This is a genomic window from Pseudomonas kuykendallii (assembly GCF_900106975.1).
Taxonomy (GTDB): Bacteria; Pseudomonadota; Gammaproteobacteria; order Pseudomonadales; family Pseudomonadaceae; genus Pseudomonas_O; species Pseudomonas_O kuykendallii.
On the sequence record NZ_FNNU01000004.1, the window covers coordinates 288,790 to 313,590 of the forward strand.

Annotated in this window: 21 protein-coding genes; 9 read left to right on the forward strand and 12 right to left on the reverse strand. The window is 66.9% G+C overall.

All coding sequences use genetic code 11. The annotated features are described in order from the left end of the window. Positions 1-101 precede the first annotated feature (101 nt). The 4 genes from BLV15_RS14700 to BLV15_RS14715 all read left to right on the forward strand — a co-directional run bounded on the left by BLV15_RS14700 (position 102) and on the right by BLV15_RS14715 (position 3,210). The gene (locus BLV15_RS14700; protein ID WP_090229750.1) at positions 102-455 is read left to right on the forward strand and encodes a hypothetical protein; all 354 of its coding nucleotides are present in this window, start codon (positions 102-104) and stop codon (positions 453-455) included. Between the two features lie 90 nt (positions 456-545). Next, entirely contained in the window at positions 546-848 is a 303-nt protein-coding gene (locus BLV15_RS14705) for a hypothetical protein (protein WP_090229753.1), read from the forward strand. A gap of 347 nt (positions 849-1,195) precedes the next feature. After that, on the forward strand, positions 1,196-2,116 hold the full coding sequence (gene argF, locus BLV15_RS14710) for an ornithine carbamoyltransferase (RefSeq protein ID WP_090230387.1): 921 nt from the start codon (positions 1,196-1,198) through the stop codon (positions 2,114-2,116). After that, the gene (locus tag BLV15_RS14715) at positions 2,113-3,210 is read left to right on the forward strand and encodes an ABC transporter ATP-binding protein (RefSeq protein WP_090229755.1); all 1,098 of its coding nucleotides are present in this window, start codon (positions 2,113-2,115) and stop codon (positions 3,208-3,210) included. Before argF ends, BLV15_RS14715 begins: the two co-directional genes overlap by 4 nt. Before the next feature lie 46 nt (positions 3,211-3,256). Here BLV15_RS14715 and BLV15_RS14720 read toward each other — a convergent pair whose 3' ends face one another. From BLV15_RS14720 to metE, 4 genes are all read right to left on the reverse strand, one after another. Then, entirely contained in the window at positions 3,257-4,039 is a 783-nt protein-coding gene (locus BLV15_RS14720; RefSeq protein WP_090229758.1) for a PhzF family phenazine biosynthesis protein, read from the reverse strand. A 150-nt stretch (positions 4,040-4,189) separates the two neighbouring features. Beyond that, on the reverse strand, positions 4,190-4,660 hold the full coding sequence (ybaK, locus tag BLV15_RS14725; protein WP_090229760.1) for a Cys-tRNA(Pro) deacylase: 471 nt from the start codon (positions 4,658-4,660) through the stop codon (positions 4,190-4,192). Positions 4,661-4,740: 80 nt separating this feature from the next. Then, the gene (locus tag BLV15_RS14730; protein WP_090229763.1) at positions 4,741-6,636 is read right to left on the reverse strand and encodes a potassium transporter Kup; all 1,896 of its coding nucleotides are present in this window, start codon (positions 6,634-6,636) and stop codon (positions 4,741-4,743) included. 183 nt (positions 6,637-6,819) lie between these two features. Next, positions 6,820-9,108 (reverse strand): 5-methyltetrahydropteroyltriglutamate--homocysteine S-methyltransferase, encoded by a 2,289-nt coding sequence (gene metE, locus BLV15_RS14735; RefSeq protein ID WP_090229765.1) that lies wholly within the window; start codon positions 9,106-9,108, stop codon positions 6,820-6,822. 121 nt (positions 9,109-9,229) lie between these two features. Here metE and metR point away from each other — a divergent pair, with 121 nt between their 5' ends. Next, positions 9,230-10,156: a transcriptional regulator MetR gene (metR, locus tag BLV15_RS14740; RefSeq protein WP_090229768.1), complete on the forward strand. Its 927-nt coding sequence runs from the start codon at positions 9,230-9,232 to the stop codon at positions 10,154-10,156. Between the two features lie 125 nt (positions 10,157-10,281). On the opposite strand, the gene BLV15_RS14745 is transcribed toward metR, so the two are convergent. Continuing rightward, positions 10,282-11,604: an APC family permease gene (locus BLV15_RS14745; protein WP_090229770.1), complete on the reverse strand. Its 1,323-nt coding sequence runs from the start codon at positions 11,602-11,604 to the stop codon at positions 10,282-10,284. Positions 11,605-11,743: 139 nt separating this feature from the next. Next, entirely contained in the window at positions 11,744-12,559 is an 816-nt protein-coding gene (locus tag BLV15_RS14750) for a carbon-nitrogen hydrolase family protein (RefSeq protein ID WP_090229773.1), read from the reverse strand. A 151-nt stretch (positions 12,560-12,710) separates the two neighbouring features. Here BLV15_RS14750 and BLV15_RS14755 point away from each other — a divergent pair, with 151 nt between their 5' ends. The 3 genes from BLV15_RS14755 (at position 12,711) to BLV15_RS14765 (ending at position 16,417) form a co-directional block, all read left to right on the forward strand. Beyond that, a complete protein-coding gene (locus BLV15_RS14755) occupies positions 12,711-13,472 on the forward strand; it encodes a LuxR C-terminal-related transcriptional regulator (protein WP_090229774.1) in 762 nt (253 codons plus the stop codon). A gap of 255 nt (positions 13,473-13,727) precedes the next feature. Then, positions 13,728-14,840: a zinc-binding metallopeptidase family protein gene (locus BLV15_RS14760; RefSeq protein WP_245728207.1), complete on the forward strand. Its 1,113-nt coding sequence runs from the start codon at positions 13,728-13,730 to the stop codon at positions 14,838-14,840. A 422-nt stretch (positions 14,841-15,262) separates the two neighbouring features. Beyond that, on the forward strand, positions 15,263-16,417 hold the full coding sequence (locus BLV15_RS14765; RefSeq protein ID WP_090229778.1) for an OpgC family protein: 1,155 nt from the start codon (positions 15,263-15,265) through the stop codon (positions 16,415-16,417). A 20-nt stretch (positions 16,418-16,437) separates the two neighbouring features. Here the strand turns inward: BLV15_RS14765 and BLV15_RS14770 are convergent, their stop codons facing one another. Beyond that, the gene (locus BLV15_RS14770) at positions 16,438-16,653 is read right to left on the reverse strand and encodes a VF530 family protein (RefSeq protein WP_090229781.1); all 216 of its coding nucleotides are present in this window, start codon (positions 16,651-16,653) and stop codon (positions 16,438-16,440) included. 163 nt (positions 16,654-16,816) lie between these two features. Here BLV15_RS14770 and BLV15_RS14775 point away from each other — a divergent pair, with 163 nt between their 5' ends. After that, positions 16,817-17,734, forward strand: coding sequence for an alpha/beta hydrolase (locus BLV15_RS14775; RefSeq protein WP_090229783.1), 918 nt, complete (start codon positions 16,817-16,819; stop codon positions 17,732-17,734). A gap of 28 nt (positions 17,735-17,762) precedes the next feature. Here BLV15_RS14775 and BLV15_RS14780 read toward each other — a convergent pair whose 3' ends face one another. The 5 genes from BLV15_RS14780 to BLV15_RS14800 all read right to left on the reverse strand — a co-directional run bounded on the left by BLV15_RS14780 (position 17,763) and on the right by BLV15_RS14800 (position 24,710). After that, positions 17,763-18,194: an HhH-GDP family DNA glycosylase gene (locus BLV15_RS14780; RefSeq protein WP_090229786.1), complete on the reverse strand. Its 432-nt coding sequence runs from the start codon at positions 18,192-18,194 to the stop codon at positions 17,763-17,765. Positions 18,195-18,340: 146 nt separating this feature from the next. After that, positions 18,341-19,831 (reverse strand): sodium/proline symporter PutP, encoded by a 1,491-nt coding sequence (gene putP / locus BLV15_RS14785; protein WP_090229788.1) that lies wholly within the window; start codon positions 19,829-19,831, stop codon positions 18,341-18,343. 211 nt (positions 19,832-20,042) lie between these two features. Next, positions 20,043-23,189, reverse strand: a complete 3,147-nt coding sequence (gene putA / locus BLV15_RS14790) for a bifunctional proline dehydrogenase/L-glutamate gamma-semialdehyde dehydrogenase PutA (RefSeq protein WP_090229790.1) — start codon at positions 23,187-23,189, stop codon at positions 20,043-20,045. Between the two features lie 224 nt (positions 23,190-23,413). Then, positions 23,414-23,830 (reverse strand): group I truncated hemoglobin, encoded by a 417-nt coding sequence (locus BLV15_RS14795; protein ID WP_090230390.1) that lies wholly within the window; start codon positions 23,828-23,830, stop codon positions 23,414-23,416. Positions 23,831-23,954: 124 nt separating this feature from the next. Next, positions 23,955-24,710, reverse strand: a complete 756-nt coding sequence (locus BLV15_RS14800) for an AraC family transcriptional regulator (protein WP_090229793.1) — start codon at positions 24,708-24,710, stop codon at positions 23,955-23,957. Positions 24,711-24,801 lie beyond the last annotated feature (91 nt).

Consider the following 24,801-nt stretch of genomic DNA (forward strand, 5'->3'; position numbering starts at 1 on the left):
GTCCGGGCTTACACAACCTTTACCTATGACCACTCCACGACGCGCTTGTTTAGCGGTCAGATATATCGCCCGGAACCTATTCCCCGGGCATGGAGGAACACATGTTTGGTCGCATCCCCCAGGTCGCTCTCCTGGTCGGCAGCCTCGTTCTCAGCGGACAGGCCGCAGCTCATGGGCATGGCTCGGACAACGCGGTAATGGGAGCCGTAGTCGGGGCTGTGGTAGGCGGGGTCTTCGTCGCTTCGCAACGACCGCCGGAACGGGTCTACGTCCAGGCGGCACCGCCGCCCGTCACCTACTACCCGGCTCAGCCGGCCTATTATCCGCCACCGCCGCCCGTCTATTACCAGCCGGTGCCGGTGTACTACCAGGCGTATCCCGTGGTGCGCATGCCGCCGCCGCACTACGGCCCGCCGCCAGGCTACTACTATGGTCCGCCACGCCCGCGCTGGTAGTCGCGGGCAAAGTAAAAGCCCGCTTCGTGCGGGCTTTTCGTTGCTGCGCCTCTGCGTTAGCATCGCCCCGTCCCTCAAGGAGCGAATGCCATGGCAATCCGCCTTTCCCGCACCTTCAAGATCAGAGTTCTGAGCGTCGCCGGTGCACTGGCCATCGGCACCGCCGGTTACCAGATCAGTCTCGCCCTGATAGACAGTTATACCGCGCGTCAGGTTGCCGAGGCGCAGGCCGCCGCCGAGCGTGTCCGTACGCTGGAGGCTGAACGAGTCGCCCTCGAGAAGACCTTGCAGGATCGCAGCGCCCAGGACGAGAAGCTCGAGGCGATGGTCATCGCCGTATCCGAAATGCGCCGCGAAGCCGAAAGCAAAGGCATGCAACAGACTTCCTGGTAGACCGAAAGCCCCTCCAACGCCTGCCGTTGCGTTCATTGCCAAGCGACGCAGGCGCAGTGTACAAATGCTCCCTTCCTGCTCCGGCTGGCGCTTTTTCACCTGGAAAAGGCTAGCCGTCGGTCCTGCCGGGATTGGCGATCCGGGGGAGTGCACAAGCCCTCGCCCGCCAAGCCGCAACAGCCGCAAACCCGGCGGTGACAGGTTCCAGCGTGGCGTGAAGCGACATTTTTTTATAACATCGCGCCTTCCCCGTTTCGTCGCACCGTGCGGCCTCAAGCCGTAGGTCGTCGTATTTTTCGTGAAAACAGGATGTCCGGACGGCGTCCGGTGCAGTCAAGGTAATGAACATGAGCGTCAGGCACTTTCTCTCGATGATGGACTTCACCCCCCAGGAACTGGTCGGGCTGATCCGCCGAGGCAGCGAGCTGAAGGACCTGCGCGACCGCGGCGTGCTCTTCGAGCCCCTGAAGAACCGCGTCCTCGGGATGATCTTCGAGAAAGCCTCGACGCGGACCCGGCTGTCCTTCGAAGCCGGCATGATCCAGCTGGGCGGCCAGGCGATCTTCCTTTCGCCGCGTGACACCCAGCTCGGCCGCGGTGAGCCGATTGCCGACAGCGCCAAGGTCATGTCGCGCATGCTCGACGCGGTGATGATCCGCACCTTCGCCCACGACACCCTGACCGAATTCGCCGCCAACTCGCGGGTGCCGGTGATCAACGGACTGTCCGATGACCTGCACCCCTGCCAGTTGCTCGCCGACATGCAGACCTACCACGAACACCGCGGCAGCATCGCCGGCAAGACGGTGGCGTGGATCGGCGACGGCAACAACATGTGCAACAGCTATATCGAAGCGGCCCAGCAGTTCGACTTCCAGCTGCGCGTCGCCTGCCCAGAAGGTTACGAGCCGAGCGCCACGCTGCTGGCCCAGGCCGGCGATCGTGTGCAGGTGATGCGCGACCCGCACCAGGCCGTGGCCGGCGCGCACCTGGTGTGCACCGATGTCTGGGCGTCCATGGGCCAGGAAGATGAAACCGCCGCCCGCCTGGCGCTGTTCCGCCCTTATCAGGTCAACCGCGCACTGCTCGCCGGTGCCGCCGAAGACGTGCTGTTCATGCACTGCCTGCCGGCGCACCGCGGCGAGGAGATCAGCGAAGACCTGCTCGATCAGCCCTTCTCGGTGGCCTGGGACCAGGCGGAGAACCGGCTGCACGTGCAGAAGGCGCTTCTCGAATTCCTCGTCGAACCGGCTTACCACTACGCATGAAACACGACCTCCTGCTCGACCTGCGCGACCTCGCCTGCGGCTACCAGGAGCAGCGCGTGGTGAAGACCCTCAACCTGCACCTGAATGCGGGCGACATCGGCTGTCTGCTCGGCCCGTCCGGCTGCGGCAAGACCACCACGCTGCGGGCCATCGCCGGCTTCGAGCCGGTGCAGGAAGGCGAGATTCGCCTGGCGGGCGAGGTGATTTCCCGCCCCGGCTTCACCGTCGCGCCGGAGAAGCGGCGCATCGGCATGGTCTTCCAGGACTACGCCCTGTTCCCCCATCTGAGCGTGGCGCAGAACGTCGCCTTCGGCATTCGCCAGAATCCCGACCGCGAGCGCATCACCGCCGAGTTGCTGGACATGGTCAACCTCGGCGCGCTGGCCAAGCGCTATCCGAACGAACTGTCCGGCGGCCAGCAGCAACGCGTTTCGCTGGCTCGCGCGCTGGCGCCTGAGCCTCAGCTGCTGCTGCTCGATGAACCCTTCTCCAACCTCGACGGTGAACTGCGCCGGCGCCTGAGCCATGAGGTGCGCGACATCCTCAAGGCACGTGGCACCAGTGCCATCCTGGTCACCCACGATCAGGAGGAAGCCTTCGCCGTGAGCGATCAGGTCGGGGTGTTCAACCGCGGGCATCTGGAGCAGTGGGATACGCCGTTCAATCTCTACCACGAGCCGGCGACGCCCTTCGTCGCCAGCTTCATCGGCCAGGGTTACTTCATTCCCGGCCGGATGACCGGCCCGGACTGCGTGCACACCGAACTCGGCGAACTGCGCGGCAACCGCGCCTATGCCTGGGAAAGCGGGACGCAGGTGGACGTGCTGCTGCGCCCGGACGACATCACCCTCGATCCGGGCAGTGCGCTGAAGGCGCGTATCCTCGGGCGCACCTTCCTCGGCGCGGCGACGCTGTATCGCCTGCAACTGCCGACTGGCTGCCAACTGGAATCGATCTTCCCGAGCCAGACCGAGTTCCTGCCCGGCCAGGACGTCGGTATCCGTGTCGCCGCCGAGCACTTGGTGCTCTACCCCGCGCAGGGCGAGACGTCGTCCGAGCAGATCGGCGTGCGCCGCTGCGGCGGCATGGCCTGATCCACCTCGCCCGACGCCTGCGCGCCGGGCGATTCGATTGCCGCGCTCAACCGATGTGCAGTTGCCCGCTGGCCACCAGCGTCGCGTAGCCGCCGATCTTCACCCGTTCGCCTTCCAGCCGACACCACAGCTGCCCGCCCCGCGCGCCGCCCTGGTAAGCCCGCAGCACGTTCTTGCCGAGCCGCTGCGCCCAGTAGGGAATCAGGATGCAATGCGCCGAGCCGGTCACCGGGTCTTCGTCGATACCGATCGCCGGGGCGAAGTTACGCGAGATGAAGTCGTACTCGCTGCCCGGCGCGGTGATCATCACGTTCGGCCAGTCCTGGCTGGCGAGGCGCTTCAAGTCAGGCACGCAGGCGCGTACCGCGTCCTCCGATTCGAGGAGCACGAGCAACTGCGGTGCATCGAATACGGCCGACACCTTCTGCCCGAGGATGCTTTCCAGGCCCTCGGGAATGGCGACGGGCGTCGCCGCCTGGGCGGGAAAGTCCAGCACCAGCCGCCCCTCCTCCCGCGTCACTGCCAGTTGGCCACTGCGACAGGTGAAATCGATGCGCTCACCCGGTTCGCGGTATACCTCGAACAACACGTGGGCGCTGGCCAGAGTCGCGTGGCCGCACAACGGCACCTCGGCGCTCGGGGTGAACCAGCGGATGTGCCAGGCGGCGCCCTCGCGCACCACGAAGGCGGTTTCCGCCAGATTGTGTTCGGCGGCGATGCGCTGCATCAGAGCGTCGTCGAGCCATTGATCGAGGCGATAGACCATCGCCGGGTTGCCGGCGAACGGGGTGTCGGAGAAGGCATCGACCTGGTGGAAAGCGAGGGGCATATCGGGCTCCATTGCTGAACGGTGGTGGCAAAGCATGCCCGTTCGACCGAAATGGCGAGCGATACAGTTTCGAATTTTTATGGCGATACAAGCCGCTGTACGGATGACCCTCGCAGGGTCGCCTGAGCCATCCGTGAGCGGACGGCGCGTTCAGCTCCGGCCGATAGCGGCGAACTGCCCGCCGGTATGCTCGGCCAGCACCGCGGCGGCCAGTTCCACTTCCAACCCGCGGCGCCCGGCGCTGACGTGGATGGTCGGGAAGTTCTGCGCGGAGACGTCGATGAAGGTGCGCAGACGCTTCTTCTGTCCCAGCGGGCTGATGCCCCCGACCAGGTAGCCGGTCGAACGCTGCGCGGCGTTGGCGTCGGCCATCTCGGCCTTCTTCACGCCCGCCGCATGGGCCAGCGCCTTCAGGTCGAGGCTGCCGGCGACCGGCACCACGGCGACCAGCAGTTCGCCCTTCTCGGTCGCCGCCAGCAGCGTCTTGTACACGCGCTCCGCCGGCAGCCCGAGTTTTTCGGCGGCCTCCAGGCCGTAGGACGGCGCCTTGGGGTCGTGGACGTAGCTGTGAACCTGGTGTTCGGCGCGGGCTTTCTTGAGCAGATCGATGGCGGGAGTCATGATCGTAACGGGCGTACTGAAGGGGTTTGTCTACCTTATCGCAAAGCCCGCGGCGCATGCAGCGCGCCGCGTCAATCGCCTCAGATTTCCACCTGGGTGCCCAGCTCGATCACCCGGTTGAACGGCAGCTTGAAGTAGCGAAGGCTGCTGTTGGCATTGCGCAGCAGGAAGGCGAACAGCGCCTCGCGCCAACGCGCCATGGCCATGCGCTTGGTCGGGATCACCGTTTCCCGGCTGAGGAAGTAGGTGGTGCGCATCGGGCTGAAGTCCAGGTCGGTGAGATGGCACAGGGTCAGCGCCTGCGGCACGTCCGGCTCCTCCATGAAACCGAAATGCAGGATCACCCGGTAGAAGCCCTCGCCATAGGCCTCGACCTCGAAGCGCCGGTCCTCCTCGACCCGCGGGCGGTCTTCGCTGACCACCGTGAGCAGCACCACCTGCTCGTGCAGCACCTGGTTGTGCAGCATGTTGTGCAGCAGCGCATGCGGCACCGCGTCGCTGCGGGCACTGAGGAACACCGCCGTGCCCATCACCCGGTGCGGCGGCTGGATGCGGATGCTGGCGACGAAGGTCGGCAACGGCAGCACGCTCTCGCCAAGACGCTCGACGAGAATCTCGCGACCGCGCTTCCAGGTGGTCATCAGAACGAACAAGCCCATGCCGGCGATCACCGGGAAGGCGCCGCCCTCGAAGATCTTCGGCACGTTGGCGGCGAAGAACAGGCTGTCCACTAGGAGGAAGCCGAGCAGGATCGGCAGCGTCACCAGCAGCGGCCAGCGCCACAGGCGCAGCATCACCACCGAGAACAGCAGCGTAGTGATCAGCATGGTGCCGGTCACCGCCACGCCATACGCCGAGGCCAGTGCGCCGGACGACTTGAAGCCCAGCACCAGCAGCACCACGCCGACCATCAGCGCCCAGTTCACCGCGCCGATGTAGATCTGCCCACGTTCATGGCTGGACGTGTGCTGGATGAACATGCGCGGGATATAGCCGAACTGGATGGCCTGGTGGGTCAGGGAGAAGGCCCCGGAAATCACCGCCTGGGAGGCGATGATGGTGGCCAGGGTCGACAGCGCCACCAGCGGCAGCAGCGCCCAACCCGGCGCCAGCAGGAAGAACGGGTTGCGTGCGGACTCGGGGTCGGCCAGCAGCAGTGCGCCCTGGCCGAAGTAGTTGAGCGTCAGCCCCGGCAGCACCAGGACGAACCAGGCGCGGGCGATCGGCGAACGGCCGAAGTGGCCCATGTCCGCATACAGCGCCTCGGCGCCGGTGAGCGCCAGCACCACGGCGCCGAGCACGGTTACACCGATGCCCGGATGAGCGAGGAAGAAATTCACGCACCAGTACGGGTTGATCGCCTTGAGCACTTCCGGGCTCTGCACGATGCCGTACAACCCGAGCGCCCCAAGCGCGATGAACCACGCCAGCATCACCGGACCGAATACCACGCCAATGCGCGCCGTGCCGTGGCGCTGGATGAGGAACAGCCCGATCAGCAGCACCAGCGACAGCGGCACCACCCAGTGCGCCACCGTGGGGAACGCCACTTCCAGGCCTTCCACGGCCGAGAGCACGGAAATCGCCGGGGTGATCATGCTGTCACCGTAGAACAGCGCGGCGCCGAACAGCCCGAGCAACATCAGCAGGTTCTGCAGCCGCGGGTATGCCGCCGCGGCACGACGCGCCAGCGCGGTGAGCGCCATCACGCCGCCCTCGCCCTGGTTGTCGGCGCGCAGTACGAAGAGCATGTACTTGATCGAGACCACCCAGATCAGCGACCAGAAGATCATCGAGAGAATGCCGAGCACGCCGTCGTGGTTGGCCTGCACGCCGTAATGCCCGGCGAAGACTTCCTTGAGGGTGTAAAGCGGGCTGGTGCCGATGTCGCCGTAGACGACGCCGACCGCGGCGATCAGCAGGCCTATCCCCGCAGGGCGATGCGCGTTGGCGACGGCGGGCGTGGGTTCGCTCATGGACTCTGGTTTTTCCGCACAAAAGGGAGCGAATGCTGCGCCTCTCTCGACGGCCGATCAAGCCCCCCGGCCGCCACGCCCGCGGCCTGCAAGTGTTCGTCGCGAGGCAAGGCGATGCCCACGCCTCGCCCGATGCCCTGCCGAACGCCGGCGGCCTGAAGCCGCCCCTGGGGCGAGCCGAACTCAGGCCAGTTGGCTACGCAATTGCCGCGCGGCGGCGACCATGTTCGTCAGCGCCTGTTCGGTTTCCGCCCAGCCGCGGGTCTTCAGGCCGCAATCCGGGTTCACCCACAGGCGCTCGGCGGGAATCCGCCGCGCCGCCTTGCTCAGCAGGCCGACCATCTCCGCGGTTTCCGGCACGCGCGGCGAGTGGATGTCATAGACGCCGGGGCCGATGTCGTTCGGGTAGGCGAAGGCCTCGAACGCCTCCAGCAGCTCCATGTCCGAGCGCGACGTCTCGATCGTGATCACGTCGGCATCCATCGCGGCGATGGACTCGATCACGTCGTTGAACTCGCTGTAGCACATGTGGGTGTGGATCTGGGTTTCGTCGCGCACGCCGGAGGCGCACAGGCGAAACGCCTCGGTGGCCCAGTCCAGGTAGTGCGGCCAGTATTCGCGGCGCAGCGGCAGGCCCTCGCGGAACGCCGCCTCGTCGATCTGGATGATGCGGATGCCGGCGGCTTCCAGGTCGACCACTTCGTCGCGGATCGCCAGCGCCAGTTGCCGCGCCTGCACCTCGCGCGACACGTCCTCGCGCGGGAACGACCACATCAGCATGGTCACTGGCCCGGTCAGCATGCCCTTCATCACCTTGTCGGTGAGGCCCTGCGCATGGCGGATCCAGTCCACCGTCATGGCGTGCGGGCGGCTCAGGTCGCCGTAGATCAGCGCCGGCTTCACGCAGCGCGAACCGTAGCTCTGCACCCAACCGAAGCGGCTGAAGGCATAGCCGTCGAGCTGCTCGGCGAAGTACTCGACCATGTCGTTGCGCTCGGCCTCGCCGTGCACCAGCACGTCCAGGCCGAGGCGCTCCTGCACCTGAACGGCGTGGCGGATTTCGCTGTGCATCGCCTCGGTGTACTCCGCCACCGACAGCCTGCCCTGCCTGAACGACTGTCGCGCCAGACGGATCGCCGAGGTCTGCGGAAAGGAACCGATGGTGGTGGTCGGGAACACCGGCAAGCGCAGGCGCTCGCGCTGCACCTCGATACGCGTGTCGAACGGCGACTGGCGCCGTGCGTGGACCGGCCGGATCGCCGCCAGGCGCGCCTGCACCTGGGGCTTATGGATGCGCGGCGAGGCGGCGCGGCTGGCCTGCACGGCGCGGCTGGTGCGCAGCGCGGCCTGCACGTCGGCGGCGTCCGGCTCCTCCAGCGCGCGGGCCAGGATCGACACCTCGGCACACTTCTGCACGGCGAAGGCCAGCCAGCTCTTCAGTTCGGCGTCGAAACGGTCCTCGCGGTCCAGGTCGACCGGGCTGTGCAGCAGCGAGCAGGACGGCGCCACCCAGAGGCGCTCGCCGAGCCGCTCGGCGGCCGGGCGCAGCACGTCCAGCGCCTTGTCCAGGTCGCACCGCCAGACGTTGCGCCCGTTGACCAGGCCCAGGGACAGCACCTTGTAGGTCGGCAGGCGGTCGAGAATCGTCGGGTACTGTTCCGGCGCGCGCACCAGGTCGACGTGGATGCCGTCCACCGGCAGATTCACCGCCAGCCCGAGGTTGTCATCGAGTGCCGAGAAATAGGTGGCCAGGAGTTTCTTCAGCGGCGCGTGCTGCAACAGGTTGTAGGCGCGTTCGAAGGCGTTCTTCCATGCCTGCGGCAGGTCGAGGGTGAGGATCGGCTCGTCGATCTGCACCCATTCGACGCCCTGCGCGGCCAGCCGGCCGAGCACTTCGCCGTACACCGGCAGCAGCCGTTCGAGCAGGTCGAGCTTGTCGAAGCCGGCCTCCTTCTCCTTGCCCAGCCACAGGTAGGTCAGCGGCCCGATCAGCACCGGCTTGACCGTATGGCCGAGCGCCCGCGCCTCGGCGACTTCCTCGAACAGTTGCTCCCAGGACAGGCGGAACTGCTGGTCGGCGCTGAATTCGGGGACCAGGTAGTGGTAGTTGGTATCGAACCACTTGGTCATCTCGGCCGCATGCGCGCCGCCGCAGCAGCTGGAACTGACGCCGCGCGCCATGCCGAACAGGGTGTCCAGCGTGGGCAGGCCGCTGGCCGGACGAAAGCGCTGGGGGACCACGCCGAACATCAGCGAGTGGGTGAGCACCTGGTCGTACCAGGCGAAATCGCCCACGGGCAGCAATTCGATGCCGGCATCCTTCTGCAATTGCCAGTGCGCGGCGCGCAACGCGCTGCCGACCGCACGCAGCCCGCTTTCGTCGAGTTCGCCCTTCCAGAAGGCTTCGAGGGCTTTCTTCAGTTCGCGGTCGCGACCGATGCGGGGAAAGCCGAGGTTGTGGGCGAGTGCCATGAATATCTCCATCCGATTGATGGGAGATAGTGTCGACGGCAGCGCGTACATGAGACAAACTCAACCTACTCTCTTTCATCACAAGTTCTGCTCATCCAAAAGCAGCCGGAGTCAGTCCTCCATGCTCGAACTTCGCCACCTCAAAACCCTTCACGCCCTGCGCGAATCCGCCAGCCTGGTGGAAGCCGCCGAACGCCTGCACCTGACTCAGTCCGCCCTCTCCCACCAGTTCAAGGAACTCGAGGATCGGCTGGGGATGTCGCTGTTCGTGCGCAAGACCAAACCGGTGCGCTTCACCAGCGCCGGGCTGCGCCTGCTGCAACTGGCCGACTCGCTGCTGCCGCAGTTGCGCGCCGCCGAGCGCGACCTCACGCGGCTGGCGGGCGGCACCGCCGGCCGGCTGCACATGGCCATCGAGTGCCACAGCTGCTTCCAGTGGCTAATGCCGACCATCGACCAGTTCCGCGACGGCTGGCCGGAGGTCGAACTGGACCTGGCCTCCGGTTTTTCCTTCGCGCCGCTGCCGGCGCTGGCGCGCGGCGACCTGGACCTGGTGGTGACCGCCGACCCGCTGGAACTGCCAGGCATCACCTACGTGCCGTTGTTCACCTACGAAGCGCTGCTGGCGGTGGCCAACCAGCACCCGCTGGCGAGCAAACCCTTCGTGCTGCCGGAAGACCTGGAGAAGGAGATCCTCATCACCTATCCGGTGGAGCGCGACCGCCTGGACATCTTCACCCGCTTCCTCGAGCCGGCCGACATCGAGCCGGCCCAGGTACGTACCTCGGAGCTGACGGTGATGATGATGCAGTTGGTGGCTTCGGGACGCGGCGTCTGCTGCCTGCCGAACTGGGCGATCCACGAGTACAGCTCGCGCGGCTACGTCACCGCCCGCCGCCTCGGCGAGAAAGGCCTGTACGCGACGCTCTACGCCGGCATTCGCAGCGACATGCTGGATGCGCCGTTCATGCGCGACTTCCTGCTCACCGCCAAGGACACCTCCTTCGCCACGCTGGAAGGCGTCAGCGCCGCCGCGAAGAACCGCTGAAAGGGGCAACCGCAGGGTGGGTTAGCGGCACGCCGAGGCCGAAGATTTCCCTCGCACCCTACCCGCGTAACCCACCGGGCGCCCGAGGCGAACCCCGCACCCTCGGCGAACCCCGATGCCCCGAATCACGCCTCGCTGAAGTCCATCTCCGGCGGCTGGCGGCGGAAGCCGCCGGTGAGCTTGACCAGGTAGATCACGCCAATCGCCAGCCAGGTCAGGCCGAGGATGATCGCCATGCGGTCGAGGTTGGCCATCAGCCAGAGGTCGGCGAGCATGCCGATCAGCGGCAGCAGCAGGTAGGAGAAGATCTCCTTCGGCCCGCGCTGGCTGGCGCCGATGAAGTAGTGGCCGATCACCGCGAGGTTGACCAGGGCGAAGGCAAGGAAGGCGCCGAAGTTGATGAACGAGGTCGAGGTGGTCACGTCCAGTTTCAGCGCCAGCAGCGCGACGACGCCACACAGCAGCAGGCTGTTCACCGGCGTGCCGAAGCGCGCGCTGAGCGTACCGAACAAGCCTTTGGGCAGCACGCCGTCACGGCCCATCGCATAGATCAACCGCGAGGCGCTGGCCTGGGCCGACAGCCCGGAGGTGAACTGGCCGACGATCAGGCCGATCAGGAAGATAGTGACGAAGACGTCGCCGCCGATGTTCCTGGCGATCTCGTAGGCCGCCGAATCGACGCTCTCGAACTGGATCGACGGATGCGCCAGCTGCACGAAGTAGGACACGGCGATGAAGATCAGCCCGCCGAGCAGGGTGATCAGCAGGATCGCCCGCGGAATGGTGCGCTGCGGGTCGCGGGTTTCCTCGCTGAGGGTGCTCACCGCATCGAAGCCGAGGAACGAGTAGCAGGCGATCGCCGCGCCGCCCATCACCAGCGGCAGCGAGGAACCGGCACCGAGGAACGGCTCCAGGGTGAACAGCGGCTGGCTGCCGTCGCCCAGCACGTAATGCACGCAGAGCACGACGAACGCCGCCAGCACCAGCAGTTGCACCAGCATCAGCAGGCTGTTGATGCCGTTGGCGAGCTTCAAGCCGACCACGTTGATCAGCGTGGTGACGCCGATGAAAGCGAGTACCCACAACGCCTGCGGCACCGCCGGGAAGGCCGAGTGCAGGTACGAGGCACCGATCAGCCAGATCGCCATCGGCAGGAACAGGTAGTCGAGCAGGATCGCCCAGCCGGCGATGAAGCCGAGCTTCGCGCTGATCGACTTGCGCACGTAGGTGTACGCCGAACCGGCCTGCGGGAAGGCGCGGGCCATGCGGGCGTAGCTCAGGGCGGTGAACAGCATGGCGACGGAAGCCACCAGGTACGCCGCGGGGACCTGGCCCTGGGTGACGTCGGCGAGGATGCCGAAGGTGCCGAGGACGATGATCGGGGTCATGTAGGCGATGCCGAACAGCACCACCGAACCCAGTGACAGGGTTCTTTGCAGACGGGCCATAACTTCTCTTCTCCTTTAGTTGTGTTTTGGCAGAGCGCCGGAAACCGGCTGGAAGCAAAAAGGAAGGCGAACCCCGCTCTGACCGGCTACGGAACGCGTCACGCAGCCTGTGCCGGCGGAGTTTCGGATCGAGCGGTTGTCAGGGAATCAGCAGCTCCCGGCGGCCATCGGCGTGTTCGATCAGCTCACCGGGCAGACGCATGCGGCGCTCGTCGAGGTAGCGGTAATCGCCGCGGGCGGCCTGTAGGCGGTCGAGGTCGAGTTCGAGGATCTGCCGGCATTCGTCGCGGCCGGCTTCGCAGAGCAGGGTGCCGAACGGATCGACCACCGCGCTGCCCCCGGCGAAGGTCAGCCCGCCGTCGCCCTCGCCGACGCGATTGACCATCACCGCGTAGGCCTGGTTTTCCATCGCGCGGGCCATGATCGCGGTGCGGTGCACCGGGCCGTAGGGGTCCATGTTGCCGTTGGTGACCACCAGCAGCTCGGCGCCGAGCTGGGCCAGGGCGCGGGCGGACTCGGGGAATTCGATGTCGTAGCAGATCAGCAGGCCGATGCGCAGGCCGTTCCACTCGCAGGTGGCGTAACGGTCACCTGGGCTGAACACGCCGCGGTCGGAGGCCCAGAGGTGGGTCTTGCGGTAGCGCAGCGCGATGCCCTGCGGGGTGATCAGCAGCGTGGTGTTGTAGAACTGCCCGGTATCGGCCTCGGCGATGCCCAGCACCACCGCCACGCCGCGCTCGCCTGCCGCGCGCTGCACCGCCTGGATGCTCGGCCCGTCCAGCGGCTCGGCCAGCTCGGCGATGTTTTCAGCGGTGGGAAAGCCCGTGAGGTGGGTTTCCGGGAACACCAGCAACTGGGTATCCGGGGCGCTGTTGGCGATGGCCTGCAGCGTGCGCGCCAGGTTGTACGCGGTGTCGCCGTCACGGCCGGCGAGCTGAACCAGTTCGACCTTCATCGATGCTCCTGGGAAGTTGGTCCCCGGTGCATGACCGGGGCGCGGCGAAGGGGCAGAATGCAGCCCTCGCCCAGTCGGGATGGCCTGAGTATGCGGCGCGTCTCGCGGCCGCATAATCACGCGCATGAGGTAACCCATCGGGGGTAGAAGTATGACGCTGACCTTGCAGGATGTGGCCTGGCACCGCGATGTCGGGCAGTTGATCGCGGCGCTCGACAAGCCGAATTTCTGGACGCTGCTGATCCGCCTGCTGCGCCGCTACCTGCCGTTCGATAGCTGGGTGGTGCTGCTGTTCGGCGCCGGCCGCCCGCAGGTGTTCGCCGAAAGCCCCGGCGCGGACGGCGGCGTCGACCCGCTGTTCCAGGACTATCTCAAGGGCCTCTACCTGCTCGACCCGTTCTACATCGCCGCGCGGGAAAACCCCGCCAGCGGACTGTTTCGCCTGGCCGACGTGGCGCCGGAGTGCTTCGAGCAGACCGACTACTACCAGCGCTATTTCAGCCTCAACGTGGTCGCCGACGAGGTGCAGCTCAACGTGCAGCTGGACGAGCATCGGGTGCTCTGCCTGTCGCTCGGCTCGCACCGCCCATTCAGCCCAGAGCAGACCGCCCTGCTCGGCCTGCTAAGCCCCTGGCTCGGCGCGCTGCTGGCGCAGCGCCGGCATTTCGAGGCGCTGCCGCGTGCCGAGACGGCCGAACCGGACTGGCAGTCGCGCCTGGCGCAGCAGCTCACCCAGCGCGAACTGGACGTCGCGCGGCTGATGCTCAGCGGCCATTCCGGCAAGGAGATCGCGCGCAAGCTGGAGATTTCCGCGGAAACCGTCAAAGTCCACCGCAAGCACATCTACAGCAAGCTCGGGATCAAATCGCACTCCGAACTGTTTTCCCTGCTGCTCAAGGCGCAGGACGCCTGAGCCGCCGACTGGCGGCGCTGAACCAGTGTCGTCACGCGGCGATCTAGTGTCCTGCACCGGAAACAGGTTGCGCCGCCGGCGAATTGCCATTGACGGCAACGCCGGACGAAGCGCGAAGACGCCGCCGCAGCGCGAGCGCCGCCTCCAGAACAGAACCCGGTTCCGTATTCACTCACCTCTCCCACCCGGATGGACCTCATCGTGTCAGCTGCCTACTCCGTCACCAGCCATCGCAACGGCCCGCGCAAGACCCGCCTGATCGGCGAAAAAGCCCACTACCAGTGCGCCTGCGGGCAGGCGGTGTTCTTTCGCAACAGCGTCTGCCTGGCCTGCTCCTCGCCGCTGGGATTCGCGCCGGACCGCGGCGAGATCGTCCCGCTGAGCCCGGCCGGCGAGGCGGATACCTGGCGCATCACCGACGACCCGAAATCGCAGGTCTATCTGCGCTGCGCCAACCTGACCATGCCGGCCGGCTGCAACTGGCTGGTGCCGCAGGCCAGCGGCCAGACGCTGTGCGTCGCCTGCCAGTTGAACCGGACCATCCCCGATCTCTCGGTGGAAGGTAACGGCGAGCGCTGGCACAAGATCGAAGCCGCCAAACGCCGCCTGGTGGCACAGCTGCTCGACCTCGGGCTGCCACTGATCAGCAAGGCGCAGAACGAGGAAACCGGCCTCGCCTTCGATCTGCTGGGAACCGACGCCGAAGGTCAGAACCCGATGACCGGCCACTCGGGCGGGCTGATCACCCTCAACGTCGCCGAGGCCGACGATGCGCATCGCGAGCGCATGCGCGCGCAGTTGCACGAGCCCTACCGCACCCTGCTGGGGCACTTCCGCCACGAGGTCGGCCACTACTACTGGGATCGCCTGATCGCGGGCAGTGGCTGGCTCGCCGACTTCCGCCGGCTGTTCGGCGACGAACGCCTGGACTACGGCGAAGCGCTGCAGCGCCACTACGACAACGGCGCACCGGCCGACTGGCAGCAGAGCTTCGTCAGCGCCTACGCGACCATGCACCCCTGGGAAGACTGGGCCGAGACCTGGGCCCACTACCTGCACATGATGGACACCCTGGACACCGCGGTGGGCTTCGGCATGACCGCGATGAACAGCGACCTCGACTTCGTGCCCTACACCCGTGACGTGCTCTACGACCCGCAGGACGAACAGGGCGACGACTTCATCGCCTTCGTCAACGCCTGGATCGAGATGGCCGCGATGCTCAACGAGCTGGCCCGCAGCATGGGCCAGCCGGACACCTACCCGTTCGTCCTGCCCGCGCCGGTGATCGCCAAGCTGCACTTCATCCACCGCGTGGTGCAGACCCGCGGCAACCCGCCCTCGCTGGCCAACCTGAACGACGCCTGAGGCGCGCCAGAGCGCACGGCGGCAGGCGATGCACGGCAACGCGCCGCGCCTGCCTTGCCGGGCACGCATCGCGAGGCGCCGAAACCGTCGCCGACGGCAATGCGCCGACGCCTCAACACATCTGGAAACCCCTTCCGACGAGCGGAGCACGGGGTTTTACGGCACCCTTCGCGCTGCACGCCGCTGCAGCATGTTGGCCCGAGGGCCGACGATTGCGCTCCCACGCCCTGCGGGCGCGAAGCTTGCTAGTAGAATGCGCGCCCATACGCCGCCGTCGACCCTTCGTCAGCGCTGGCGCCGAGGGCGCGAGCGCGCCCTGCACTAATTGGAAAAACGCATTGTCCATAAAACAGAGTCGCCTTTCGGCTGGCTGCCAGAGCCCTGCAGCCCCACTGTCGCGACAGAACGAGAGGCGCACGCCAATGAATACTGGACGTGATCACCGCATCGATTTTTTTCGCGGGCTGGCCCTGATCTTCATTTTCTGGGACCACATTCCGCAGAACGTCCTCGGGCTGATCACGCCGCGCAACGTCGGCTTCAGCGACGCCGCGGAGATCTTCGTGTTCCTCGCCGGCTACGCCTCCGTACTCGCCTACGGCAGGGTCATGCAGCGCGACGGTTATCTGGTGGGCTGCCTGCGGGTGCTGCGCCGCGCCTGGGTGCTCTACGTCGCGCACATCTTCCTGCTGGCGGTGCTGATGGGCATCGTGTTCACCGCCAACGACCATATCGAGACGCGCAACATCTCCCAGGAGATGGGCCTCGATTACTTCCTCGCCAACCCGCAGCAGGCCCTCATCGACGAGTTGCTGCTGCGCTTCAAGCCAAACCTGATGGACCCATTGCCGCTGTACATCGTGCTGCTGCTCAGCCTGCCGGTGGTGCTGCCGCTGTTGCTTAGGCGCGTCGACGTGGCCGTCGGGCTGTCGCTGCTGCTCTACGTGCTGGTGCAGGCATTCGGCTGGAACTTCAACGGCCTGCCGCCGGACGGCAAGTGGTATTTCAACCCGCTGGCCTGGCAGGTGATCTTCGTCCTCGGCGGCGCGGCGGCGGTGATGGCGCAACGTGAACCGACCACCACGCAGGCACAGCGTCGGCGCGGCGCGCTGTTCTTCGTGTCGATGGCCTACCTGGCGGTCTGCGCGCTGGTTGCGCTGTCGTGGAAATGGCAGCCGCTGCATGACGCGCTGGTCCCGGAAAGCGTCGCCCAGCTGATCTACCCGATCAGCAAGACCGACCTCTCCCCGGTGCGCCTGCTGCACTTCATGGCGCTGGCCTACTGCGTGCCGCTGCTGCTCGCCCGCGGCCCCTGGCTGCAGACGTGGCCGGCGCAACAGCTGTGCCGCATGGGACGTTATTCGCTGGAGGTGTTCTGCCTCGGCGTGCTGCTGGCGCCGCTGGCCGACTTCACCAATTCGCTGAACGGCGACACCCTCGCCGCCAGCCTCTTCACCGCCCTGCTCGGGGTCGTCCTGATGGCCTTGCTGGCGCTGTGGCTGGACTTCAACAAGCGCCTCAACGCTCCGCAGAAAGCGCCGGCCGCCGCCGCGCCGCTGACCGTCACGCCGACCTGATCGGCGTGCCGCGTGCGTGCCTAGCCCCTGGCACGCATGCGGATGAACAGCGCTTCGACCTTCTCCCGCGCCCACGGTGTCTTGCGCAGGAACGCCAGGCTCGACTTGATGCTCGGGTCGCTCTTGAAGCAGCGGATGTCGATGCGCCGCGCCAGCTCCTCCCAGCCGTAATGTTCCTGCAACTGCCGCAGGATGGCTTCCAGCGTGATGCCGTGAAGGGGATCGTTGGAACTCATGGGGATCGTCCTGGAGAAGAATCCGCGCACCTTAGCCGAGCGGCTCGAGGGGCGAAAGAGCCGCCAGGCAACATCGGGTAACGCCTGCGCGACGCCCTCGGCGCAACGCCGCAGCGCTGTCCCGGTCAACCAAGACGAGGTTTCATCCACCCGAGGAGGCCGAATGCCGGCTAGCTGGATCGAGGCGCTGAAACGGCGCTGGCTGCGCCTGTGCATTCTTGCCGCGCTGCTGCTGGCGCTGCCCATCGGCTGCGCACAACTGGAACAGAAGGAGCGCGAACTGGTGTTTCGCGTCGAGTCGGGAACCGCCAGCTGGTACGGCGGCCTGCCCGACGATGTGGAGGAAATGCAGCTGGATTCCAGCGACTTCCTCGCCGGCCAGAACGTCCACGCCTGGTGGTGGCCGGCGGCCCGCAAGGATGCGCCCGCCCTGCTCTACCTGCACGGTTCGCGCTGGAACCTGACCGGCCAGTTGTTCCGCATCGAGCAGTTGCACGACCTCGGCTTCTCGGTGCTCGCCATCGACTACCGCGGCTTCGGCGAAAGCCCGGGCGACCTGCCATCGGAACGCAGCGTCAACCAGGACGCACGCATCGCCTGGCAGCGCCTCGAGCAGTTGCAGCCGGCGCCCGGCAAGCGCTACATCTATGGCCACTCCCTGGGCGGCGCGGTCGCCGTCGACCTCGCCGAGGAACTCAGCCAGGACGCCGAACGCGAGGGCCGGGCGCCGGCGGCCGGCGGCCTGATCATCGAGTCGACCTTCACCAACCTCGCCGACGTCGCCGCCAGCATCGCCCACACCTCGCTGCCGATCCGCTGGATTCTTTCGCAGAAGTTCGATTCGCTGGAGAAGATCGCCCAGGTCCGCCTGCCGCTGTTGATCGTCCACGGCAGCAACGACCCGTACGTCTCGCCGCGCTTCAGCGAAGAGCTGTTCGTGGCCGCCAACGAGCCCAAGCAACTGGTCATGGTCGAGGGCGGCACCCACAACAACAGCATGCGCCTGGGCCACCGCCAGTATCGCCAGGCGCTGGAGCGCCTGCTCGGCGAGGTGCCGGCACAGGCGACGCGTGCCCCGTAAGGCCACCTGCAACCGACGCCGGTGGCGCTCAGTACCAGACCGACGCCGCCTCGCGCATGAAGATTTCCACGGTCTTGGGGCCGACGCCCTCGAACTGCGCCAGGCGCTTCTCGAACGCGGCGCGGTCTTCGCTGCGCGCCTGGATCGCGCCGACCGCGCCGTCGTACTCGTCCATCAGCTTCCGGCCGAGCTTGAGCAGGCGCGCGGCCGTCGACTCGTCGTAGCGCACGTAGCGCGCCTCGCCAAGCATGCGGACGAGCTGCCGTTGGCTGCAGGCGCACAGCTTGCGCGGGGTATCGAGGCCATGCCGGTCGACGATCACCCGGTAGGCCTGCGCGGCGATCTCGCCCTGGATGCGCTTGCCGAACAGGAAGCTGGCGATCAACCACCTGAACAGCGCGGCCTCGTCGCCGTGGACGAGGTCGATGTTCAATTGCCGCGCGCCGATCTGTGCCGCCATGTCTGACTCCCCATGATGCCGTCCTGCGGATGACGCGCGCCGCGCCGGGCGGGTTCGACCGAAGCGCCGAATGGCCCGCGCTGAAATGCAAACGGCCCGTCCTTTCCGGGACGGGCCGCGTGCCATACAGGGCTGCGCTCAGGACCTCAGAGGTGAGCGTCCTGGTATTCCTTCTCGGCGGCGTCGAAGCGTTCGAGCATGCCGGCGGTAGGGCCGCTGCCGATCTTGCTGAAGATCAGGATCGCCAGGCTGGCGAAGATGAAGCCCGGAATGATCTCGTACAGGCCCAGGCCGACGTACTGCTTCCACAGCACCACGGTCACCGCACCGACCAGCATGCCGGCCAGGGCGCCGTTGCGGGTCATGCCCTTCCACACCAGCGAGAAGATCACCACCGGGCCGAAGGCCGCGCCGAAACCGGCCCAGGCGTAGGACACCAGGCCGAGCACCTTGCTCTCCGGGTCACGGGCGACAATGATCGCGATCACCGAGATCAGCAGCACCATGCCGCGACCAACCCAGACCAGCTCGCGCTGCGAGGCACCCTTGCGCAGGAAGGCCTTGTAGAAGTCCTCGGTCAGCGCGCTGGAGCACACCAGCAACTGGCAGCTGAGGGTGCTCATCACCGCGGCGAGGATGGCCGACAGCAGCACGCCGGCGATCCAGGGGTTGAACAGCAGCTTGGCCAGCTCGATGAACACCCGCTCCGGGTTTTCGCTGACGGCGCCGGCAACGTCCGGGTTGGCCGAGAAGTAGGCGATGCCGAAGAAGCCCACGGCCACCGCGCCGCCCAGGCAGAGGATCATCCAGGTCATCGAGATGCGGCGTGCGGCGGGGATCGACTTCACCGAGTCGGCCGCCATGAAGCGCGCGAGGATGTGCGGCTGGCCGAAGTAGCCAAGGCCCCAGGCGAGCAGCGAGATGACGCCGACGAAGCTGGCGCCCTTGAGCATGTCGAAGTTGGTCGGATCGTTGGCCTCGATGGCCAGGAAGGTGGTGTCGACGCCGCCGGTGGCGAGCATCACCACGATCGGCGTGAGGATCAGGGCGAAGATCATCAGCGTCGCCTGCACGGTGTCGGTCCAGCTCACCGCGAGAAAACCGCCGACGAAGGTGTAGGCGATGGTCGCTGCGGCGCCGGCCCAGAGGGCGGTCTCGTAGGACATGCCGAAGGTGCTTTCGAACAGGCGCGCGCCGGCGACGATGCCCGAGGCGCAGTAGATGGTGAAGAACACCAGGATCACCAGGGCCGAGAACACACGCAGGATGCGGCTATTGTCCTCGAAGCGGGTGGTGAAGTAGTCCGGCAGGGTCAGCGCGTTACCGTTGTGCTCGGTCTGCACGCGCAGGCGCCCGGCGACGAACAGCCAGTTGAGCCAGGCACCGGCGATCAGGCCGATGGCGATCCAGCTTTCCGAGAGGCCGGACAGGTAGATGGCGCCCGGCAGGCCCATCAGCAGCCAGCCGCTCATGTCGGAAGCACCGGCGGAGAGCGCGGTGACGAAGCTGCCGAGGCTGCGACCGCCAAGGATGTAGTCGGAGAAGTTCCTGGTGCGCAGATAGGCGAACAGGCCGATCAGGACCATGGCAGCGATGTAGATCACAAAGGTGATCAGCATGGGGGTATTGGCGCTCATTGATGGCTCCATTGGTTGTTGTTATGGGCGCACGGGTTGGCCGTGGCCGTTTGCGCAAGCACGCTCTTGAGGCAGGCGTGTCGTCTGTCCGGCGTCGCGGTTGGCGCGGCGCGGATCTCTTGCTCGGAAATGAAAACGGGCCCGGCCCGCGAAAGCTGCAATCAGCGCTCGCGGACCGGGCCCGCCTTCTACGGCAAAACGGGGTGGATGATCAATCCCCCAGCGACAGCAGCGAGGCGTTGCCGCCCACCGCGGTGGTATTGATCGAGGTGGTGCGCTCGTTGGCGAAGCGCATCAGGTAGCTCGGCCCACCGGCCTTCGGGCCGGTGCCGGACAGCCCGCAACCGCCGAACGGCTGCACGCCGACCACCGCGCCGATCTGGTTGCGGTTGACGTAGAGGTTGCCGACCCGCGCCAGTGCCTCGATGCGCGCGGCGGTTTCCTCGTTGCGGCTGTGCACGCCGAGGGTCAGGCCGTAGCCGGTGGCGTTGATCGCCGCGACGACCTTCTCCAGGTCGGCCGCGTCGAAACGCACCACGTGCAGCACCGGGCCGAAGTGTTCCTTCTTCAGCTCGTGGATGCCGCCGATCTCGAACGCCACCGGCGCGACGAAATGACCGTTCAGGCCGGCCGGGAGCCTGGCTTCGGCGATTAGCTTGCCCTCGCCCTTGAGCGCGGCGATGTGCGCCAGCAGACCGGCGCGGGCTTCCTCGTCGATCACCGGACCGATGTCGTTCTCGCGCAGGTGGGTCGGGCCGACTTTCAGCTCGGCCATCGCGCCCTTGAGCAGGTCGATCACCCGCTCGGCGATGTCGCGCTGCACGTAGAGCACGCGCAGGGCCGAGCAGCGCTGGCCGGCGCTGGTGAAGGCCGAGCCGACGGCATCCTTGACCACCTGCTCGGGCAGCGCGGTGGAGTCGACGATCATCGCGTTCTGCCCGCCGGTCTCGGCGATCAGGGTGGCGATCGGACCTTCCTTCTCGGCCAGCTGGCGGTTGATGATGCGGGCGGTGTCGGTGGAGCCGGTGAAGCACACGCCGACCACGCGCGGGTCGCGGCAGAACACGCCGCCGAGGGTGGCGCCGTCGCCCGGCAGGAAGGCGATGGCCTGCTTCGGCAGACCGGCCTCGAACATCAGCTGCAGCGCGCGGGCGGCGATCAGGCTGGTCTGCTCGGCCGGCTTGGCCAGCACGGTGTTGCCGGCGACCAGCGCGGCGGCGATCTGGCCCAGGTAGATCGCCAGCGGGAAGTTCCACGGGCTGACGCAGACGAACACGCCACGGCCTTCGTGGAACAGTTCGTTGCGCTCGCCGGTCGGGCCCTTGAGCTCTTCGCGGCCGAGCTTCAGGCGCGCCTGCTGGGCGTAGTAGCGGCAGAAGTCGACAGCCTCGCGAACCTCGTCGATGCCGTCTTGTAGGGACTTGCCGGCTTCCACGGTGCACAGCGCCATCAGCTCGGCGCGGTTGCTTTCCAGCAGGTCGGCGAGACGCTCGAGGACGTTCGCGCGGGTATCCACCGGGGTAGCGTTCCAGCGCGGCCAGAACGCCGCGAGGGCGTCCACCGCCTGTTTGGCCTGGGCGGCCGTGGCGAACTGCGCACTGCCGACCACCTTGTTCAGGTCGAACGGGCAGCGCACCTCGCTGGCGCTGCCGGCGAGCGTCTCGCCATCGATGACCGGCGCGGCCTGCCACTGGCGGTCGATGAAAGGCTGGTAGGCGTTAGCCAGTTCGTTCCACTGATTCTGGATATTCATATTGAGGCCCTGGGAGTTCTTGCGCTGGCCGTACAGCGCCGGCGGGAGCGGGATTCTGTCGTTGGCGAGGGTTTTGAAACTGCGCAGCTGGGTGACCGGGTGATCGATGAGCGATTCGACGGCGACCCGCGGGTCGACCAACTGGTGGACGAACGAGGAGTTGGCACCGTTTTCCAGCAGGCGGCGGACTAGGTACGGCAGCAGGTCCTTGTGCGCGCCGACCGGGGCATAGATGCGCACGTTCTTGCCGTGCTTCTCCAGCACGGTGTCGTAGAGCGCATCGCCCATGCCGTGCAGGCGCTGGAACTCGAATTCGCGCTCGCCCGCCATCGCTAGGATGCAGCTGACGGTGTGCGCGTTGTGGCTGGCGAACTGCGGGTAGATGACCCCGCGGGTATGCTCGGAGAGCAAAAAGCGCGCGCAGGCCAGGTAGGAGGTGTCGGTGGCTTCCTTGCGGGTGAACACCGGGTAGCCGTCGAGGCCCCAGACCTGACACTGCTTGATCTCGCTGTCCCAGTAGGCGCCCTTGACCAGGCGCAGCGGGATGCGCGCGCCGAGCTCACGGCCCAGCAGGGTTAGCCAGACCAGGGTCGGTAGGCAGCGCTTGGAATAGGCCTGTACGACCAGGCCGAACTCGCCCCAGCCGGCGATCGCCGGGTCGCGCATCAGCTTCTCGAACAGCTCCAGCGACAGCTCCAGGCGGTCGGCTTCCTCGGCGTCGATGGTGATGCCGACGTTCAGCCCGCGGGCCATCACGGCCAGCTCGCGGACGCTGCCGAACAGCTCGGTGAGCACGCGCTCGCGCTGCGCCACTTCATAGCGCGGGTGCAGCGCGGACAGCTTGATCGACACCGACGGACGTGGGCCGGAGCCGACCTGCGGCTCGGCGCCCACGGTCTGCACCGCCTTGCGGTAGTCGGCCATGTACTTGGCGGCGTCCTCGACGGTGAGGGCCGCCTCGCCCAGCATGTCGAAGGAATAGGTGTAGCCCTTCTCGCGCTGCGGACGGCCGTTCTTCAGCGCTTCGGAGATGCTCCGGCCGAGGACGAACTGCTTGCCCATCAGCTTCATCGCCTGGTTCATCGCGGCGCGGATCACCGGCTCCCCGGAACGCTTGATCAGGCGGCCGAGAACGCTCTTCGGCCGGCCATCGGCGGTCTCCGGATCGACCACCTTGCCGGTCATCACCAGGCCCCAGGCGGCGAAGTTGACCAGCACGTTGTCGCTCTGGCCGAGGTGCCGTTCCCACTCGGCGGCATTCAGCTTGTCGCGGATCAGCGCATCGGCGGTGGCGGCGTCCGGCACCCGCAGCAACGCCTCGGCCAGGCACATCAGCATCAGGCCCTCGTGGGTGTCGAGGCTGTACTGGCGCAGCAGGGCATCGAGGGTGTCTTCGACGTTGTCGCGGCTGCGCACGTCTTCGATCAGGCTGCGGGCCTTCTGGCGAACGGCTTCGATGCCGGCTTCGCCCGGATCGGCGAGCTGCAGGAGTTCGGTGAGGTAGGCGGCCTCGTCGACGGCGTAGTTGGCGCTGATGACGGGGAAGAACTCGGTGGCCGATGCATTGAGTGCGTCGGCCTGCAGGACATGAGCGGCTTTGAACATCGAGACCCTCCTCGGGTGGAGACTGCTTTCGTGGGTCTTGCCAGGCGTGCACGGTCGGGCAAGGACCCGGCGCAGGCGAGCGCGTGAGCGGACGGTGGAATGTAGTGGCAGTCGCCGCGCAGGTTCTTGCGCAAAGCTACGGACTTTTTACGAAAAGCTCCGGCCCGGGGAACTCGATCGGAAAGCGGCGGCCCATAGCGGTTGGCCGCCCGGCGACCGCCGTCTCAGCGACCGACGACGTCGCCGCGCCCCGGCGCCAGGCGTGCCAGCAGTTGGCTCTGCACCGGGCCGGGAACGCCCTGGGCGTCCATCGACGCCCGCAGGTCCTCGACCAGCGCGCCGAAGCCCGCGGGCGAGAGGCCCAGCCCCTCGCTGATGCGCTGCACGCTGTCGCCGCGCTCGCAGGGGCCACCGCTCTCGGCGCAGAACTGCTCGATCAGCCTGTCGCGCAGGCGGACGATGTCGACGTCGTGGAAATGCCGGAAGATGCGGGGGTCGGCGGCGACGTTGAGCAGCATGCCTTCGACGATGCGAGTGATCCCGGCCTGCTCGCCCAGTTCGCGGTAGAGGCGTTCGTCCGGCGCCGGCTGTTGTGCGCACGCGGACAGCAGCAGCGCCAGCGCCACCAGCAGCACGCGCAGGTCGATGATTCTCCTGATGGACACCATTCAGGTCCTCCTGCGGACGTAGGCCCGCGCGGGCGGGCAGGCTTGTCGGGGCGGCCGCCGCCGGACGGGCTTGGGCCACCCACCGGCAAAAGGCAAATCAGGCGTCGCTGCCGCGCAGACGTTTCGGCGTCAGGCCCAGGTAGCGCCGCATGGCGGTGGTCAGCGCGCTCTGGCTGGAGAACCCGCACTCACCGGCGATGCGCACCAGCGGCAGCGGGCTTTCGCGCAACAGCCGGGCGGCGCGGTCCAGGCGGGTCTTCAGCAGGTATTGGTGAGGGGTCAGGCCGACGCTGTCCTTGAACTGGACGTGGAAGTGGCTCGGGCTGAGGCAGGCCACCTGCGCCAGTTCGGCCACGCTGATGCGCCGTGCCAGGTTGTCCTGGATGTGCGCGTCGAGCCGCTCCAGGTCCAGCGGGCCGCGCACCTGCGGCGACTGCTCGCCGAACAGGCGCAGGTGCATGGCACGCAGCAAAAGGCCGCCGAGGGCCCGCGACAGCGAGGGGTCGCTGCCGTAGCGGGTGAGTTCGGCGCCGGCGTAGTTGAGCAGGTTCTGGAAGTCCGGATCGAGGGCCGGATAGCGCGGAATCTCGAACAGCCGCATGAGCAACTGCAGATCCTCGGCGCTGGATTCCTCGCCGTCCATGTCGATGATCAGCATGCGGTTGTCACCCACGCCGGCGAACTCGTGCTCCGCATCGCCCGGCACCAGGCAGGCGCGCATCCGGCAGACTTCGCCGCCCGCACCGTTCACCTCGAATTCCGCGCGCCCGGAAAGGGACATCACCAGTTGGTGATAGTCATGGGCATGTTCGTGGGCCTGGGCATCCAGGCACATGAGGCGGGCTTTGAGCATGGCGGGATCACGACTGATCAAATTTTGCGCACTCTACTGTAATGGCGCTTTTTTTCCCAGTATCGAGCGGTCGACGGCAGCTTCCGGCGTG

Excerpts from the sequence above, each read along its gene's own strand:
- BLV15_RS14700 (WP_090229750.1), top strand. The coding sequence starts at position 102 with ATGTTTGGTCGCATCCCCCAGGTCGCTCTCCTGGTCGGCAGCCTCGTT.
- BLV15_RS14705 (WP_090229753.1), top strand. The coding sequence starts at position 546 with ATGGCAATCCGCCTTTCCCGCACCTTCAAGATCAGAGTTCTGAGCGTC.
- argF (WP_090230387.1), top strand. The coding sequence starts at position 1,196 with ATGAGCGTCAGGCACTTTCTCTCGATGATGGACTTCACCCCCCAGGAA.
- BLV15_RS14715 (WP_090229755.1), top strand. The coding sequence starts at position 2,113 with ATGAAACACGACCTCCTGCTCGACCTGCGCGACCTCGCCTGCGGCTAC.
- BLV15_RS14720 (WP_090229758.1), bottom strand. The coding sequence starts at position 4,039 with ATGCCCCTCGCTTTCCACCAGGTCGATGCCTTCTCCGACACCCCGTTC.
- ybaK (WP_090229760.1), bottom strand. The coding sequence starts at position 4,660 with ATGACTCCCGCCATCGATCTGCTCAAGAAAGCCCGCGCCGAACACCAG.
- BLV15_RS14730 (WP_090229763.1), bottom strand. The coding sequence starts at position 6,636 with ATGAGCGAACCCACGCCCGCCGTCGCCAACGCGCATCGCCCTGCGGGG.
- metE (WP_090229765.1), bottom strand. The coding sequence starts at position 9,108 with ATGGCACTCGCCCACAACCTCGGCTTTCCCCGCATCGGTCGCGACCGC.
- metR (WP_090229768.1), top strand. The coding sequence starts at position 9,230 with ATGCTCGAACTTCGCCACCTCAAAACCCTTCACGCCCTGCGCGAATCC.
- BLV15_RS14745 (WP_090229770.1), bottom strand. The coding sequence starts at position 11,604 with ATGGCCCGTCTGCAAAGAACCCTGTCACTGGGTTCGGTGGTGCTGTTC.
- BLV15_RS14750 (WP_090229773.1), bottom strand. The coding sequence starts at position 12,559 with ATGAAGGTCGAACTGGTTCAGCTCGCCGGCCGTGACGGCGACACCGCG.
- BLV15_RS14755 (WP_090229774.1), top strand. The coding sequence starts at position 12,711 with ATGACGCTGACCTTGCAGGATGTGGCCTGGCACCGCGATGTCGGGCAG.
- BLV15_RS14765 (WP_090229778.1), top strand. The coding sequence starts at position 15,263 with ATGAATACTGGACGTGATCACCGCATCGATTTTTTTCGCGGGCTGGCC.
- BLV15_RS14770 (WP_090229781.1), bottom strand. The coding sequence starts at position 16,653 with ATGAGTTCCAACGATCCCCTTCACGGCATCACGCTGGAAGCCATCCTG.
- BLV15_RS14775 (WP_090229783.1), top strand. The coding sequence starts at position 16,817 with ATGCCGGCTAGCTGGATCGAGGCGCTGAAACGGCGCTGGCTGCGCCTG.
- BLV15_RS14780 (WP_090229786.1), bottom strand. The coding sequence starts at position 18,194 with ATGGCGGCACAGATCGGCGCGCGGCAATTGAACATCGACCTCGTCCAC.
- putP (WP_090229788.1), bottom strand. The coding sequence starts at position 19,831 with ATGAGCGCCAATACCCCCATGCTGATCACCTTTGTGATCTACATCGCT.
- putA (WP_090229790.1), bottom strand. The coding sequence starts at position 23,189 with ATGTTCAAAGCCGCTCATGTCCTGCAGGCCGACGCACTCAATGCATCG.
- BLV15_RS14800 (WP_090229793.1), bottom strand. The coding sequence starts at position 24,710 with ATGCTCAAAGCCCGCCTCATGTGCCTGGATGCCCAGGCCCACGAACAT.